This is a genomic window from Klebsiella sp. CSG-1 (assembly GCF_056521145.1).
In genome coordinates this window covers 373,287-387,774 of record NZ_JBWNLD010000004.1, presented here as the reverse complement: position 1 = coordinate 387,774, position 14,488 = coordinate 373,287, and the positions used below count along the sequence as shown (strand labels likewise).

The following is a 14,488-nucleotide window of genomic DNA, read 5'->3' as shown; positions in this document are numbered from 1 at the left end:
TATCAATGATGTTCATTAGATGGTAAAAATGGCACTTATTATTATCAAATATGGGATAGTTGATGCGTTCAGCGCTTGATTTTAATACACTGAAAGTGTTTATCGCGGTGGTTGAAAGAGAAAGTTTCGTTGGGGCCGCAAGAGTCCTTGCAATGCCGACATCAAACGTGAGTCGCTGTATTTCTCAGTTAGAAGAAAAACTGAATCTTCAGCTTATTGAGCGTAGCACCCGACATATGAAACTCACCCAGGCGGGGCACCTGCTCTATATCCGCGCGAAGCCATTACTGGAGGCGCTTGAGCAAACTGAGACCGAGCTAACGTTGCGGCAAATGCAGCTCAAGGGGCCACTACGCATCTGTATTCCCAATGAAATAGGTCCCGCATTGTTGGGTTCTGTTATTGCCGATTTCGCCTGTCAGTACCCGGACCTGGAGATCAGCTGTGTTACAAATTTGTCAGGCCTCGAATCCCTGAGAGATGATCTGGATTTAGCTATCATTATTACTCGTGGTCAGATGGATGACAGTGACTACATAGCCCGGCATCTGGTGACTATCCCTTGCACCATTGTTGCAGCCCCTTCCGTCATTCAGCGCTATGGCACCCCTTCTCATATTCGGCAATTTGAAGAATTACCCTGCATTACAACGGTAAGTGCGCTGAAAGGTGCCCCCTGGCAGTTTGTCAATATGAAGGGGGGATTCGAGACAATTAAGGTTAAAGGGCATTATCGGGTAAACAGCGGAGAGATGGCAGGACGCGCTGCGGTAGCAGGCGTGGGTTTTGCAATCCTATCGAAACAAGCCTGCCAACCCTACATTAGCGATGGACGGTTAATCGAGATTGAGTTTGAACAATCGCCAGCCCCATTGCAATTGTTCGCCCTTTATTCCGATCGGCGTTACTTGCCCGCTAAAACAAGAGCGCTCATTGACTTCATGCATCAGAAATTGAGCAATATCTCCTTAGCAACATAAGGCGGCATTGAGTCGCGACAGTGGGTCCCGTTGGTAAAATGAATTTCCAGCGCCTGTATTTCGCTGTGAGCTCAACGGCTCGATGCCACGCTATTGTTCAAGAAGAGGGGACGTTGCCATGAAACGAAAACCCACATTGACTACACGCCAGAACTAAACGCCATGTCCAGTCCGCTCTTTGCCAGAGGCGGAAGTTGCTGACGTTGTGCTATGGTGACAATTGGGAGCGATCCATGAGATGTGTGGTTCGACACTGGCTGACGTTTAGTATGAGGGAGAAGATGAATGACAAATGATTTGATTGCGCTTTCTGCGATTGGCGTTGCTATCCTTTTTGGCGCTATGAGCCCGGGAGTCAGCTTTCTTCTTGTTGCCCGCACGGCCATGTCCAGTTCAAGACGGACGGCATTATCTGTGGCGGCCGGTATGGGTTTTGGTGCGCTTATTTTTGCCGCCATCGCGTTAGCGGGCCTTCACACCCTGCTGACATTGGTTCCATCGCTTTACACAGGCCTGAAGATTGCCGGTGGTTTATATCTGTTATGGCTTGCGTTAAAAATCTTTCGGCGTCCTGCAAACAAGTTTATCGATTCTGCCGTGACAGAGGAAGTCAGCGCCTCAAAAGCTTTTCTCACTGGCGTATTCACGCAAATTAGTAATCCGCATACCGCTCTGGTATTTGCCAGTATTTTTTCCGCAGCGCTTAGTAAAAACATTCAGCCTGCCATGTATATTATCCTGCCCTTAATGGCTTTCGCTATTGATGTACTGTGGTATGCAGTCGTAGCATACGTATTATCAACGGACGGGCCGCGTCAGACTTACATTAAATACCGTAAGTTCATCGATAAATTAAGCGGGGGAGTCATGGCCGTTCTGGGAATACGGCTTCTGTTAAAGTAATTCATACGATTACAAACTAGCCATGGATGTGCAACATTAAGGTCGGCCCCTCGCACAAAGCAGACAGTAAGTCCTACAGCTGTCCGCTTTGTGCCGTGAGTTCAACGGCCGGACTCGTCAATATTCGAGTGACTCATTGAGTGAGTATAAGTGTGGGTAACTGGAAACAGTTTACGTAGTGGGGCTAATGAAGGGTCAGTAATACCATCACCCCGCAAGACAAGCGCGATATCGTTGGACGGTGATAGTAAAAAATATGCCTAAAGACATATCCTTTTTTATTGCCAACTGAAAACCACGCCCTGTGGGCGGGGTTTTCATCTGGTTTTGGCTCTGTCTTATTGTGTTTGGCTTTCAATCTCCCACGACTGGCAGAGACTTCTTTTTAAGGGGCTTGCTACGCCCTTCCCGGGCATAATAAATGACTACATTTTGGCATAATCAGTATATCCTTTGACACCACCGCCATAGTAGGTCGTCGGATCTGCGCTGTTCAACGGCGCCTCTGTTTTCACCCGCTCTGGAAAGTCCGGGTTAGCCAGAATCATCTGGCCGTAAGATTCCAGTTCGGCAAGACCGGACTGGATATCATCACCGATGTTTTCTCTGCTTTTCCCGGGGCGATTCAGGATCAGCGGTTGCGTCCATAACGCCCGCAGTTCACCCAGCAGTTCCTCATTGCCCATGTGCATAATGTGCAGGTAGCTCAGTCCGAGCTTATTCAATTCAGCAACCAGGTAACGATAAAGCGCCGGGCCTTCCTCACCTTCATTAATACCCCAAATCTGGCTGCCCGGGGAAAGACGGATCGCGGTTTTGTCTGCACCAATCTCTTCTGCAATGGCTGCCGCCACCTCCAGCGCAAAACGGGCACGGTTCTCAATGGAGCCGCCATATTCATCGATGCGCTGGTTGGCGCTTGGTGCTAAAAACTGGTGTATCAGATAGGCATTAGCGCCGTGGATTTCCACGCCGTCGGCACCAGCCTCAACAGCACGCCGTGCCGCATAACGGAAATCAGCAACCGTGCTGCGGATTTCTTCCGTTGTCAGTTCGCGTGGCACCGGAATATCCTGCATGCCGGTTGCAGTAAACATCTGTACGCCGGGGGCAATAGCGGAAGGCGCCACGCCCTGACGATGGTGCGGCGTATTGTCAGGATGGTTCATGCGGCCGGTATGCATAAGCTGGATGAACAGATGACCGCCCTTATTGTGAACGGCTGACGTGATTTGTTTCCAGCCCGCCACGTGTGCGTCGGTGTAAATACCGGGCGTCATTAAGTAACCCTGTCCGTCATCGCTGGGCTGCGTCCCTTCTGCAACGATAAGGCCCACCCCGGCGCGCTGTGCGTAGTATTCAACCGCAATGTCAGCCGGCGTACCGTCATATTCAGCACGGCTACGGGTCATGGGGGCCATCACCAGACGGTTATTCAGCGTTAACTGCCCGAGTTTGAACGGGGTAAATATTTTATCCATTTTTCTTTTCCTGTAGCCTGATAAAAAGTCAGGTCGGTAAAACAGCGCGGTATTAATAAAGAACAAAAAATTAATGCAGGTGTTCAGTATGCTGACTGGATACATAAAAATTTCAGTAATACATGATGTTTTTAATATTGAATTAAAATTAAAAAGTAATATCCGGATTCCGGGTGATAAACATCACTCAACGTCGGTGAGTGAAAAATTCAAAGTGCTGTATTCTGCTTGTCAATTGAAAAGAATGACTGAGCTGCTGTGAAATTTTATAAATACCTTTACCGGTGCGGGCGCATATTGCCACTGAACATACCGCCACGGAATACTTTTGCCGCGGGATCAGTGGTGAAGAGCACCAGATCAGTGGTATCCAGCGCGATGACGGTGTGAACGTCGCCGTCTTCGATAATCATGCTCTCACCAGTATTTAGGGCGATTTCACCAACCCGGGCTGCGCCCTCAAAGACATATAACAGGCGCACCGCGCTACTGACCGGAACCGCCGGCAGCGTCAGCTCGCTACCTTCAGCAAGCCGCGCGTCCTGTACCCACGTCTGAGAACGAAAAGTTAACGGTGCGTTTTCAGGGCCGGCAATCAGCCGCCAGTTATTGTCACTGTAAGGCGTGCCGAAATCATGAAACTGAACCTGAGGTGTCAGGTTGGTTTCTGAGGGGCGAATGAAAATCTGCAGACACTGCATTGATTCACCTTTTTCACCCAGAATGCGTTCCTCATGCTGGAAGGTATGTCCGGCGTTCATGAGCATCAGTCGGGTATCAGTAATCTCTTCCTCATTACCGACCGTGTCCAGATGCAGCATTCTGCATTTACGCATGTAAGTGAGAATTTCATCATCCTTATGAGGATGCATGGGAATGACCGTTCCCGCTTTTACGTTTGCCTGGTCAATACGGCCAATTGCCCCAATACCACTGTCATCTGAATTCTGTACCATTCCCGGCCAGAGGATATCGATACCGAATCCGCCAGAGCCATGCGATTGTTTTCTGCTGTTTTCAATTTTAAGCATTGTTGTGATTCTTTTATCCGGGAAGGCAGACCCGCACGGAAGGCGTAAAGCGCTGCCGCACGAGGCTGCTGGCTTATTCATTACTGAAAGGATTCCATTAATACCTGGACTAATTTCTCCCCCTCAGGTGTTGCCCAGCTTCCTGCCAGCTCAGCAATTAGCTGGTTAGTTGTCGTCAGGGTAATGCCATTTTTGTCCATACGGCGTAGCGCAATGTCATCAGCCATTTTGGTTGGTGAGGCACCGGCGTCCGCAACAACCTGTACGTCAAACCCGGCAGCAACCAGCGACAGCGCCGGGTAGACCGTACAGACATCGTTAGTTACGCCTGCAATAATCAGTTTCTTTCTGCCGGTAGCGTTAACCGCGGCGGCAAAGTTCTCATCGTCCATGGCATTAACAATGCCCATGCGTTTGATTCGTGCTTCAAATTCTTCTGGCAGAATAGTTTTCAGTTCTGCAAGCAGCGGCCCCTGCGCATATTCTTCCATGCTTGAGGTAAGAACCACCGGCATATCCAGAATGGCGGCAGATTTAGCCAGCATCAGCGCATTGCGTTTAAGTTCGTCAAACGCCATGGATTTAGCCCAGCCCATGGTGCCGACCTGATGGTCAATCAACAGCATGGCGGCATTGTCAGAGGTGAATTTTTCAAAGCTCATAAAATTAATCCTGTGGGTTTTGGTTAACTGACTGACGTATATAGTATTTGTCAGGGGTTATGCAGGTTTTCCCCTGCGAATATTTAAAGTATATCCTGTTAATTTTTGGGATAAATAGCTAAAATCAGAATTGAATATTCCATTCATGGCACAATAAACATGGAACTTCTTAACCACATGTCCTACTTTGTCGAAGTTGTCAAAGCGCGCAGTTTTCGTGGCGCAGCTCAGGCTCTGGGCATGCCAAATTCCACGCTGTCGCGTAAAATAAATGAGCTTGAAAAGTTTATCGGCCTCAGGCTGTTACACCGGACGACGCGCAAGATTGAACTGACCGAAGCCGGTCAGATTTATTACGAACGAAGCCGGCGCATCATTGATGAAGCACGTCTGGCGCATGAGCAGCTGGGTTCTCTCCTGGCTCAGCCGCAGGGTATGCTGCGAGTCTCTTTGCCGGCCGATTTTGCGGTGGTGATTCTCGCGCCGCTGATTAAAGCGTTCTCGGACTGCTATCCGGGTATCAGCTTCGATTTTGATTTAACGCCGAGAAATGTTGATTTGGTGTCGGAGCCCTATGATCTGGCAGTTCGCATGGGGAGTCTGCCCGATTCCGGCCTCATTGCACGCAAGCTCGGGTCGCTTTCACGCAGCCTTTACGCATCCCCCGACTATTTAGTTCAGAATGGCAATCCCGGTAACCCTGATGAGCTGACGGATCATGAATGTATTGGTATGCGGCAGGATAAGCCCGGTCACTGGCACTTATATCGCGAAGAAAGCCGGATTAGCATCAGAACTTCCGGGCGCTTTCAGATGAACAGCATTGGTATGATGCGTCGTTTTGCCTCAATGGGAGCAGGTATTGCGATTTTGCCTGACAAAATTGTCGGGGAAGACGTTGCGGATAATAAACTGACCCGGGTATTGCCTGACTGGAAGGCTGAAGCGGTCACGGTTTATGCTCTGACTGAAACGCGACTGCTCCCTGCGAAAACGCAGGTTTTTATTGAGTTTATGCGTGAGAAGCTGAGCGAGAAGGCGGACTGACGCGCGTTGTGTTGCTCCCGGTCATACTCGTTACAGTGGGTGATTTACCGCTGATTGAACCCACCATCATCGCTTTTGCATTCAGCTTGACCTGGAAGCAGACCAAACCTATCTGCCAGAGCCGATATCGCTGGCAGATCGGTTTCGCAGCCTGAGCCAGACCTTTTTCAGCAGAACTGAATGTTGTTGTAACAAGGGCAGGTACAGGAAGTTCCAGCCTGGACCAAAGAAGATAAGCGCGCCAGCAAAGGAGTAAAAGCCAGTGCCGGTGAGAGCCAGACCCATGTGACAAACATACAGCACGATCCCCGCACCGATCGGATCCTGAAGAATCCCATTGGCTTCATTTTCAAAGAGTAAGGGTAAGTGTGGCGCTATCTCATTTGCTGCGGTATCAGTCATGCAAAGAGTTCTTCGCAATTTTTTTAAGCCTGATGTTAGCAGCGAAACGGATAGCGGTATGGGGTGAAGAACAATATGACTGATGAGTCAGCAGCAAATCCTGCAGGCCGCCCTTAAAAGCAAGGCGAATTGCGTCGATACAGCTATGCAGGCGCTGACTATCTCGCTGCCTCTTTGTGCCATCTTCATTGGGTTGTTTGGCTGTGTACTTAACCATTAAGGATATCTATCATATGGTTAATTTTAAGACATGGACGCTTTATGAAATCTATCAGACTACTCACTCTCATCCTGCCATTTCTTCTGGCTGTCTGCTTTGGTACACAGGCAAGCGACAGCACACCCTCTGGCAGCACTTCCTCTGCAACTATAGCTATCACCACTCACGATAAGAACGGAAAGCTACTGCCGGGTGCCCTGCGGGTACAGTTTGATGTTGATGCAAACGGAAGAGTTCAGAATACACAAATCCTTGAATCGACAACTACTCCGGAGTTTGAACATAAAGTCATCAGTATCATGAAAAATGAATGGCGCTATGAAAAAGGGAAACCGGGAAAAGATCACAGAATAGTAGTCATGATTCGCCCCACCAGACGTTAGCACCTGTTGCTGACAACATAACCCGTCCAGGAAAACGTCCGCATCCCCAAGACGGATATCTCAATTTAGCGACTACATAGCAACAACGCATAATGCATTGGGAGTGACACTCAGACACTCTGATGTAAGAGATGTACATGTAAAATGCTGAAAAAAACCAAATTCACGACCTCAATCGTGTTCCAGGACGCCCGGATACCGAACCTGATATATACAAGTTGCACAAATTCATCTCCACAGGAATATTATGATGTGCATACGCGTTTTTTGTTTATTGTCTGTCTTCTTTTACGTCATACAAGTACAGGCATCTCCAGGCTTTCGTCAGATAAAGTTATCAGACCCAAAGTCGGAAACTCTAAATGTGACGGTGTGGTATCCAGCCTCTTCTGAGGGAAGAGCAGTGAATACTGGAGGTAATCCCGCTTTTGTTGGCGTTATGGTGAACCCCGATGCGCCACCATTACCTGGAGCACATCCTCTCCTGGTTATTTCGCACGGATACAACGGCAACTGGCGGAATCTGTCCTGGATTGCTGCGGCGATGGCCGCAGAGGGATATATTGTTGCCGCCCCGGATCATCCAGGCACGACTACGTTTGATCAGAATCCTCCAGAGGCTAAAAAGCTGTGGCGACGTCCGCACGATATTTTCCGGGTTATTGATTTCGTCATCGACTCCCCGGCACTTTTCGGGGCAACGGACAAGGAGCGTATTGCGGCTTTAGGGCATTCTCTGGGCGGATGGACAGTAATGTCGCTAGCGGGTGCGCGATTTAACCCTTCCTTGTTTATCAACGATTGTCAAAACCATCCCAAACGCGGCGACTGCCGGTTAACAGAAAAGCTGGGCATTAATGACGCGCTTTCCGTGGAAAAAATATCCGCAAATAACAGGGATGCAAGGATCCGGGCTGTCGTCTCTCTTGACTCAGGATTAGCGCCGGGGTTTACCCCTCAGAGTCTGAATGCTATTAACATTCCAGTCCTGATTTTAGCCGCACAGGCGGACAGATTGGCAGAATTACCTGCAGGACAGGAGTCTGGGTATCTGGCTGCCAAAATGAACCCAGGCTGGAGGCAATATGAGATCGTCGAAGGCGCAACACATTTCAGTTTCATGCAGCTTTGTAAACCCGGTGCTGAAAATCTCCTGAACGAAGAATCACCTGGCGATGAAGTTGTTTGCCAGGATGGCCCCCATGCAAAGAGATCGAGTATTCATCAAAATCTGGTTCGTAAGATCAGTGAGTTCCTGAATTCTTCGCTTGATTACACTGCATCTTCTGCCGGAACAAAGTAGGTGACACACCACAAACGCGCAGAAATTCACGATTAAAATTTGATTTAGTGGTGAATCCCGACTCCAACATTATATCCGTCACGGGCAGCAGGGGGTTTAACAGCAGCTCCTTTGCCCGTTCAATCCTGAAGCCATTGATCCACTGCGATATATTGCACTGACTCACAGAATTCACGGCGCTTGAAAGATGTCGCGCGGGTATGCCTGTTTTTCTGGCCAGAACACTCAGCGTCAGGTCGGGATTAAGATAAATCTGTGTTTCACGGACTTGTTTCTCGAGTCTGCGATAAATCGCCTCAAACTCTCCTGAGGATCTCACAACACTTTCGGGGGGCGTTTCTTCCCGGTTATCATTTCCTGATACCGTTGTCCTTCCCGCGCTGACAATCGCCGCGGCGATGAGAGGAAGCAGCGCCATCTGGAAAATGACAATCATACCCGGGGCCTGTTTTCCACCGGTGATGTTGAAGTCAAATATAATCGCAAGATCTGTCAGCGCAGATAGACACAGAAAGCTGCCGGCGAAAAAAGCCATCTTTACCGTATGTGCTGACTCCGCCAGTCGGTTCAGCGTGAAGTGATGCTCCCCCTGCCATGCAATACGAAAGAGACCATATCCGTATCCCATAAACAGGATAAACAGGATGAAATCAGTCGCAACCGGCCAAACTATCCTGATCAAAAATGCAATGGTCGGGGGTAAAAGCAGCACTAGCCAGCGACGTTGCTTACTGGTTTCAGTCATTGAGATGAAACTATGCCATGCGAGAGGGGGCAGAAGTATTGCCAGGACGGATTGAATATTCCTGAGCATGGCTGACTCGTATTCCCAGCGCAGCGTGCTTACAGAAAGAAGGACTGTGCAGGCGATAAGAAAACGCAGGGTACCGCTGTGGCGATTTTTTTCAGGAAATAGCGCAACGACTATTAAAAACAATAGTGCAAACAAAGTAATAACAGGGAAGGGAACAGAAAACATAACCACAGTACCATCATAAAAATTCACGAGGAATATTTGCACCCATGAAGGCAATCTGTCTCCTTCAACCATAAGCGGACATAGGACGCCATTAATGCAATGCCTTTGAGAAACAAACGGCCTCTTTCCTGCCTATGTAGGGACCATAATTTTCAATACGGACATATCCATTTTTTTCGTAAAAACGGACAGCCTTATGATTGATGAGCCGGGTTTCTAGCCAGAGTTCGCTGTATCCCATCTCCCTTGCCGATGTTTCCAGAAAACGGAGTAAAGCACGGCCAACACCAGGCTCGCTTCGGTCTGAAAACATCCTCTTAAGCTCAGCTATATGTTGTGTTACTGGCCTGATAGCGCCACATCCTATCGCATTGCCACGAGTATTCCTTGCCAGGACCCATAATGAATTGTCGCCATTTATTGCGTCAATGGCAAAATGGCTTTTGCCATTATCACCGGTAATAGCGGCAAGTTCTGATGACAGCATTTCGATTAACCGATGAGATTCTGCATCTAACGGGTCTGCTTTCTCTACTATTATCATGGTCATACCCTGTACAGGAGTTTGGCACAGCATAAAGGATTTTGACGGCAAAAGCTGCAGTCCCACTCCAGCGACTTAACAGCCGGGAGCGAAATCTCCCGTTGCGGCAACGTCTGATCTGCCCCTCGCTCAGAGCGCACCTTCCACTCAGTTAACTCGTCCGCTTCGTGCCAGAGGCGGGCATGCCCGGACTTAGAGTACTCAAACAGGGTTCAGGGCATGTCCAGTCCCGTCAACAAAATATCTGTCGATGCTCAGCGAGGGGAGATAAATGACCGTGATAAAATCAACAAATGTTTAAAATGATAATTTTGTTTAATTGCAAATGAAGTCATGCTACCGTGCTACTCAACTTTCTTTAGGGCAAATCTGACACATGTCTATCGTACGCTACCCCACGACCAAACCGTTTCCCTTTTCAGACGCCGTGAGGGTGAACGGGTTTGTTTTTCTTTCCGGGCACGTCGCCATGAGCCCCGAAGGTGAGCCGTTGTATGGCTCTGTCGCCCAGCAGACCCGGCATATCATGCATGCCATCCGGGAAACTCTGGCGCGAGCGCATACCACGCTGAACAACATTGTGAAAGTCCAGGTTTGGCTAAGCAGCATGGAGCACTTTAGCGAATTCAATACCGCTTACAGCGCGTTCTTCCCGGAAGGTTTCCCCGCAAGGAGCGTTGTCACCAGCCGCCTTGCTTTTGATTTAGACGTCGAAATAGAAGTCCAGGCCGTAGTCTGATGGGGAGAGCAAAATGAAAGACGAACGTGAACGTTTAATCACTATTCTGACGGCTTCGCTTGAAGCATTGAGAACCACGCTTCCCTTAAACACAGAAGCGGTGCTGCATGACCTTACCCGTCCCGAAGCGTCCGTGATAAACATCATTAATGGACACGTCAGCGGCAGGAAAGCCGGTGATGCGCTGTTGTCCGGCCCGGAAAATGACACGGGATTCTTAGGCTTACTGGATGCCTCGAAGCGTGTTCCCAGTCAGGTATTCAGTGGATATACCACCACCACACTCTCTGGCACCACGTTGAATAGCGCATCGACGATTTATTACAGCGATGACGGCGTGCCGTTAGTCGCTTTCTGCATTAACGTCGATATGGACGTGGTGTTAAAACTCAAACGCGATCTGGACTATTTACTCCATCCGGCCGCCGCGGCTGAAACACCAGAAAATCCGCTGGGTGATATTCAGGATAAATCCCTGGATGAGGTTATTTCGAAATTCAGACCTACGGGTTCAGAAAGTAAAATCGATTTCAGAAAGCGGGTTATTTCTGAAATACATGCTCAGGGCTTTTTCAAGATTAAAGGCAGCGTTAATCACGTCGCTAAAGCGCTGGGTGTCACCCGGTACACCGTTTACAACTATCTGGATAAATTAAATGACAAAGCCTGACACCGCAGTAATTCCTTTTTATCAGGTTGATGCTTTCACCACTCAACCTTTTGGCGGCAACCCGGCGGGCGTTTGCCCGTTAACTGAGTGGCTGCCTGATGATGTTCTGCAAGCCATCGCCACGGAGAATAATCTTTCTGAAACCGCTTTTTTTGTGCCGGTCGAGGAGGGGTATCAACTGCGCTGGTGTACGCCTGCGGTTGAAGTGGATTTGTGCGGTCATGCCACTCTCGCAGCATCCTGGGTGCTGTTCAACAAGCTTGGCTACCAACAAGAGACTATCGGCTTCCACACCCGTAGCGGCCTGTTGACGGTGAGTAAGAACGGGGATGAGCTGTGCATGGACTTCCCGGCTAAATCGGTCACGAAGATTGATACGCCTGACGGACTTCTGGAAGCCCTTGGCATTACCGGCGGCGTTACAGGGGTGTGGAAATCGGACGATCTGATTGTACTGGTCGATGACAAAACCATCATCGACGGGCTTAATCCTGACTTCAACAAGCTGGCTGTATTCGACACCCGCGGCGTGATCGTGACCGCCGCTGATAACCAGTTTGATTTTGTGTCCCGTTGGTTCGGCCCGCAGGTCGGCGTGAACGAAGATCCGGTCACGGGATCGGCACACACCTTCCTCGCTCCGTTCTGGGCGGCGCGTACGGGGAAAAATGTTCTGACCGCTCAACAAGGCGGGAAGCGTAAAGGGGCGTTGCGCTGTGTGGTTCGCGATGACGGGCGCGTGGAACTGCATGGCTTCGCACGCATGACCATCGAAGGGATATTCCAGTTGTAATGACGATGTATGACCGGAACGGTGACCGGGCAGATAATGACCACGCCTTCCAGAGTATGATATTTATATAATAAGAGTTAATAATGACAGCAAACACCAGACTTTCATTGCCAGAGACAATGGCTCTTGGCGGGATGACACTTGCGCTTTTTTTGGGCGCAGGCAATATTATTTTCCCGCCGCTGGTCGGCATGCAGGCGGGCGCAAACGCCTTTAATGCAGGCTTTGGCTTTATTATCACAGCGGTTTTATTCCCGGCGCTGGCGATTATTTCCCTTGCCATTAATGGCGGTGATATTGCGGAATTAACGAAACCCTTAGGCAAATGGCCGGGCTTGATTTTTATTGGCATTTGCTTTTTAACACTGGGGGTGTTCTTTGGCACGCCGCGCACCGCGACGATTAGCTACGAAGTCATCACCGACGGCACGGGTAGCTCCCTGATGCAGAAGATGATATTTTCCGCCGCTTTCTTTGGCCTTGCTGGCGCGACGCTGGCAAAACCGGGAAAACTACTGGAAATTGTCGGTTTCTTCCTTTCGCCGATTAAAATAAGTGCCCTGATTTTTATCGGCGTGTGTGCCTGGTTACACCCTATTGGCGAACTCACAACAGCAACAGCCGCGTATGAAACTCGCGCGTTCGGTACAGGATTCGTCAACGGTTATCAAACCCTGGATGTGATCAGTGCGCTATGCTTCGGTGCCATTATCACTCATACGCTCAAGGAGCGGGGGGTCAACCATCCGCGGGGTATCTTCACTCATTCCACCGCCGCAGCCTTTATCGCTGCCGCAGGTCTGGCTGTGATTTATATCTGCTATCTGTCGATGGGGTCCCATAGTCCGGTGCAGGGCGCAATGAACGGTATGCAGGTGATGAGCGCCTATGTCGAAACTGTTTTTGGCGTTTATGGTCAGGTGCTGTTGGCGGCGATCATTACCCTGGCCTGTTTGGTCACGGCTATTGGTCTGACGACCGGAACGGCGCGCTATTTCAACCAGACGACCGGCGCGTCTTATGGGCTGCTGGTGACGCTATCCCTGATGGTGTCAGCAGCACTTGCCGTGCTGGGACTGAACTCTCTCACCGAAATGGCGGTTCCCGTGCTGTGCGCCATTTATCCTGCTGCGCTGGTCGTGGTTGCGCTGGGCATCGTTCGAAAATGGATAGAAGTGCCGACTAATCTGTATCAGTTGCTTTTCTATAGCGCCCTGGGAGTGGGGATAATGAGTCTGTTCGTAAAATCCTAAATGAACAGCCGCGACTTCGGAAGTTGTCCTTCAGTTAGCACGTGAACTTCAGCTTCCGCTCTTCGCTCATAGCGGATCTTATGGCCTTGCTTTCTCTGCGCTTCGAGCCAGGTAACGTAACGGTGAATTAAAATACGGGGAGCAGGCCGTCGATTTCTACTCATTTTCCAGCCAGTCGATAAAGAACTGAGTGAAGGCGGTAACCGGCAGCGGCTGCAGCCGTCGCTGCGGGTAGACAAATTGCAGCCCGACATTTTTTTTATCAAGGCGGCTAAACCCAATAAAACTTTCAGCAAACAACAGTTGCAGTCTGCCTTGCTCCACATCACGCTTTACATCCCACCATGACTTACTGGCAATACCCGCATCCGCCAGCACCCACTGGCGGAGTAGCGCGCCATCGTCGCATACCATGGCTGGGGTAAAGCGCAATGTGCTCTGTTGACCGTCGTGCTCAAAACGCCATTCGTTCATGACCCTTCCTCGCAGTTCCAGCGCCAGGCATCGGTGGTTGTGTAAATCATCAATGGAACCTGGTGTGCCTGCCGCCCGGAGATAGTGGGCTGAGGCGACCAGAACCCTATGATTCGGGCGGATATTTCTGACGACCAGGCTGCTGTCGGGCAGGTTTCCGAAACGAATGCTCATGTCCAGACGATTGGCTACCAGATCTTTGACGCTTTCGCCCAGGTATACCGAGCTTTTCACTGCCGGATGCAGCCGGGAAAAATCGAGCAGGGCCGGGCTGAGATACTGTCGGCCAAAATCGGAGGGGGCCGAAATGCGGATATTACCGCTGAGCACCCCTTCTTTTTGCGTAAGTAGCGACTCAGCATGGTTCATTTCATCCAGTACGCGCAGTGCAGCGTGATAGAACTCCTCACCGGCACGAGTCATGGTAATGGCGCGAGTGGAGCGGTGGAATAGACGGGTCTGATAACGCTCCTCAATCGCCTTCAGCCTGGCGGTCATGGTGGCGGGCGAGAGTCCCATATGGCGACCAGCGGCTGAAAGCCCGCCTGCCTCCACCACTGCAACCAGCAGTGCCATATCTTCAAGCTTTCCCATTATTCAGTAATCCTGAAAAGACAATCATAT

Annotated in this window: 16 protein-coding genes; 9 read left to right on the top strand and 7 right to left on the bottom strand. The window is 50.0% G+C overall.

Features of this window, described 5'->3' with window-relative positions; genetic code table 11:
- Positions 1-62 precede the first annotated feature (62 nt).
- Positions 63-980: a LysR family transcriptional regulator gene (locus AC007G_RS12725; RefSeq protein ID WP_032695924.1), complete on the top strand. Its 918-nt coding sequence runs from the start codon at positions 63-65 to the stop codon at positions 978-980.
- 285 nt (positions 981-1,265) lie between these two features.
- Positions 1,266-1,883 carry a LysE family translocator gene (locus AC007G_RS12720; protein WP_099001061.1) on the top strand — a complete coding sequence of 206 codons (618 nt, stop codon included), beginning with the start codon at positions 1,266-1,268 and terminating at the stop codon, positions 1,881-1,883.
- 425 nt (positions 1,884-2,308) lie between these two features.
- Here AC007G_RS12720 and AC007G_RS12715 read toward each other — a convergent pair whose 3' ends face one another.
- The 3 genes from AC007G_RS12715 to AC007G_RS12705 all read right to left on the bottom strand — a co-directional run bounded on the left by AC007G_RS12715 (position 2,309) and on the right by AC007G_RS12705 (position 5,057).
- Complete coding sequence (locus AC007G_RS12715) at positions 2,309-3,364, bottom strand: alkene reductase (RefSeq protein ID WP_032695926.1); 1,056 nt, start codon at positions 3,362-3,364, stop codon at positions 2,309-2,311.
- 278 nt (positions 3,365-3,642) lie between these two features.
- Entirely contained in the window at positions 3,643-4,395 is a 753-nt protein-coding gene (locus tag AC007G_RS12710; protein WP_099001060.1) for a pirin family protein, read from the bottom strand.
- A gap of 80 nt (positions 4,396-4,475) precedes the next feature.
- Positions 4,476-5,057 (bottom strand): isochorismatase family protein, encoded by a 582-nt coding sequence (locus AC007G_RS12705; protein WP_099001059.1) that lies wholly within the window; start codon positions 5,055-5,057, stop codon positions 4,476-4,478.
- 159 nt (positions 5,058-5,216) lie between these two features.
- On the opposite strand from AC007G_RS12705, the gene AC007G_RS12700 reads away from it, so the two are divergent.
- On the top strand, positions 5,217-6,104 hold the full coding sequence (locus AC007G_RS12700; protein WP_032700105.1) for a LysR family transcriptional regulator: 888 nt from the start codon (positions 5,217-5,219) through the stop codon (positions 6,102-6,104).
- 108 nt (positions 6,105-6,212) lie between these two features.
- On the opposite strand, the gene AC007G_RS12695 is transcribed toward AC007G_RS12700, so the two are convergent.
- A complete protein-coding gene (locus AC007G_RS12695; protein ID WP_099001058.1) occupies positions 6,213-6,506 on the bottom strand; it encodes a hypothetical protein in 294 nt (97 codons plus the stop codon).
- Between the two features lie 261 nt (positions 6,507-6,767).
- Here AC007G_RS12695 and AC007G_RS12690 point away from each other — a divergent pair, with 261 nt between their 5' ends.
- Positions 6,768-7,109 carry a TonB family protein gene (locus AC007G_RS12690; protein ID WP_099001057.1) on the top strand — a complete coding sequence of 114 codons (342 nt, stop codon included), beginning with the start codon at positions 6,768-6,770 and terminating at the stop codon, positions 7,107-7,109.
- Between the two features lie 247 nt (positions 7,110-7,356).
- A complete protein-coding gene (locus AC007G_RS12685) occupies positions 7,357-8,412 on the top strand; it encodes an alpha/beta hydrolase family protein (RefSeq protein WP_479466607.1) in 1,056 nt (351 codons plus the stop codon).
- On the opposite strand, the gene AC007G_RS12680 is transcribed toward AC007G_RS12685, so the two are convergent.
- Both AC007G_RS12680 and AC007G_RS12675 read right to left on the bottom strand, forming a co-directional pair.
- Positions 8,354-9,445, bottom strand: coding sequence for a helix-turn-helix domain-containing protein (locus AC007G_RS12680; RefSeq protein WP_228724099.1), 1,092 nt, complete (start codon positions 9,443-9,445; stop codon positions 8,354-8,356). The two genes, AC007G_RS12685 and AC007G_RS12680, sit on opposite strands and share 59 nt — an antisense overlap.
- A gap of 37 nt (positions 9,446-9,482) precedes the next feature.
- Complete coding sequence (locus AC007G_RS12675; RefSeq protein WP_094898579.1) at positions 9,483-9,935, bottom strand: GNAT family N-acetyltransferase; 453 nt, start codon at positions 9,933-9,935, stop codon at positions 9,483-9,485.
- A 376-nt stretch (positions 9,936-10,311) separates the two neighbouring features.
- Here AC007G_RS12675 and AC007G_RS12670 point away from each other — a divergent pair, with 376 nt between their 5' ends.
- The 4 genes from AC007G_RS12670 to brnQ all read left to right on the top strand — a co-directional run bounded on the left by AC007G_RS12670 (position 10,312) and on the right by brnQ (position 13,390).
- The gene (locus AC007G_RS12670) at positions 10,312-10,674 is read left to right on the top strand and encodes a RidA family protein (RefSeq protein ID WP_064793949.1); all 363 of its coding nucleotides are present in this window, start codon (positions 10,312-10,314) and stop codon (positions 10,672-10,674) included.
- 13 nt (positions 10,675-10,687) lie between these two features.
- Positions 10,688-11,344, top strand: a complete 657-nt coding sequence (locus AC007G_RS12665; protein ID WP_032695935.1) for a helix-turn-helix transcriptional regulator — start codon at positions 10,688-10,690, stop codon at positions 11,342-11,344.
- A complete protein-coding gene (locus AC007G_RS12660; RefSeq protein ID WP_047664797.1) occupies positions 11,331-12,137 on the top strand; it encodes a PhzF family phenazine biosynthesis protein in 807 nt (268 codons plus the stop codon). The genes AC007G_RS12665 and AC007G_RS12660 overlap by 14 nt, the downstream gene beginning before the upstream one ends.
- Before the next feature lie 83 nt (positions 12,138-12,220).
- Positions 12,221-13,390 (top strand): branched-chain amino acid transport system II carrier protein, encoded by a 1,170-nt coding sequence (gene brnQ / locus AC007G_RS12655; RefSeq protein WP_032695937.1) that lies wholly within the window; start codon positions 12,221-12,223, stop codon positions 13,388-13,390.
- A 156-nt stretch (positions 13,391-13,546) separates the two neighbouring features.
- Here brnQ and AC007G_RS12650 read toward each other — a convergent pair whose 3' ends face one another.
- Complete coding sequence (locus AC007G_RS12650; RefSeq protein WP_049266388.1) at positions 13,547-14,458, bottom strand: LysR family transcriptional regulator; 912 nt, start codon at positions 14,456-14,458, stop codon at positions 13,547-13,549.
- Positions 14,459-14,488 lie beyond the last annotated feature (30 nt).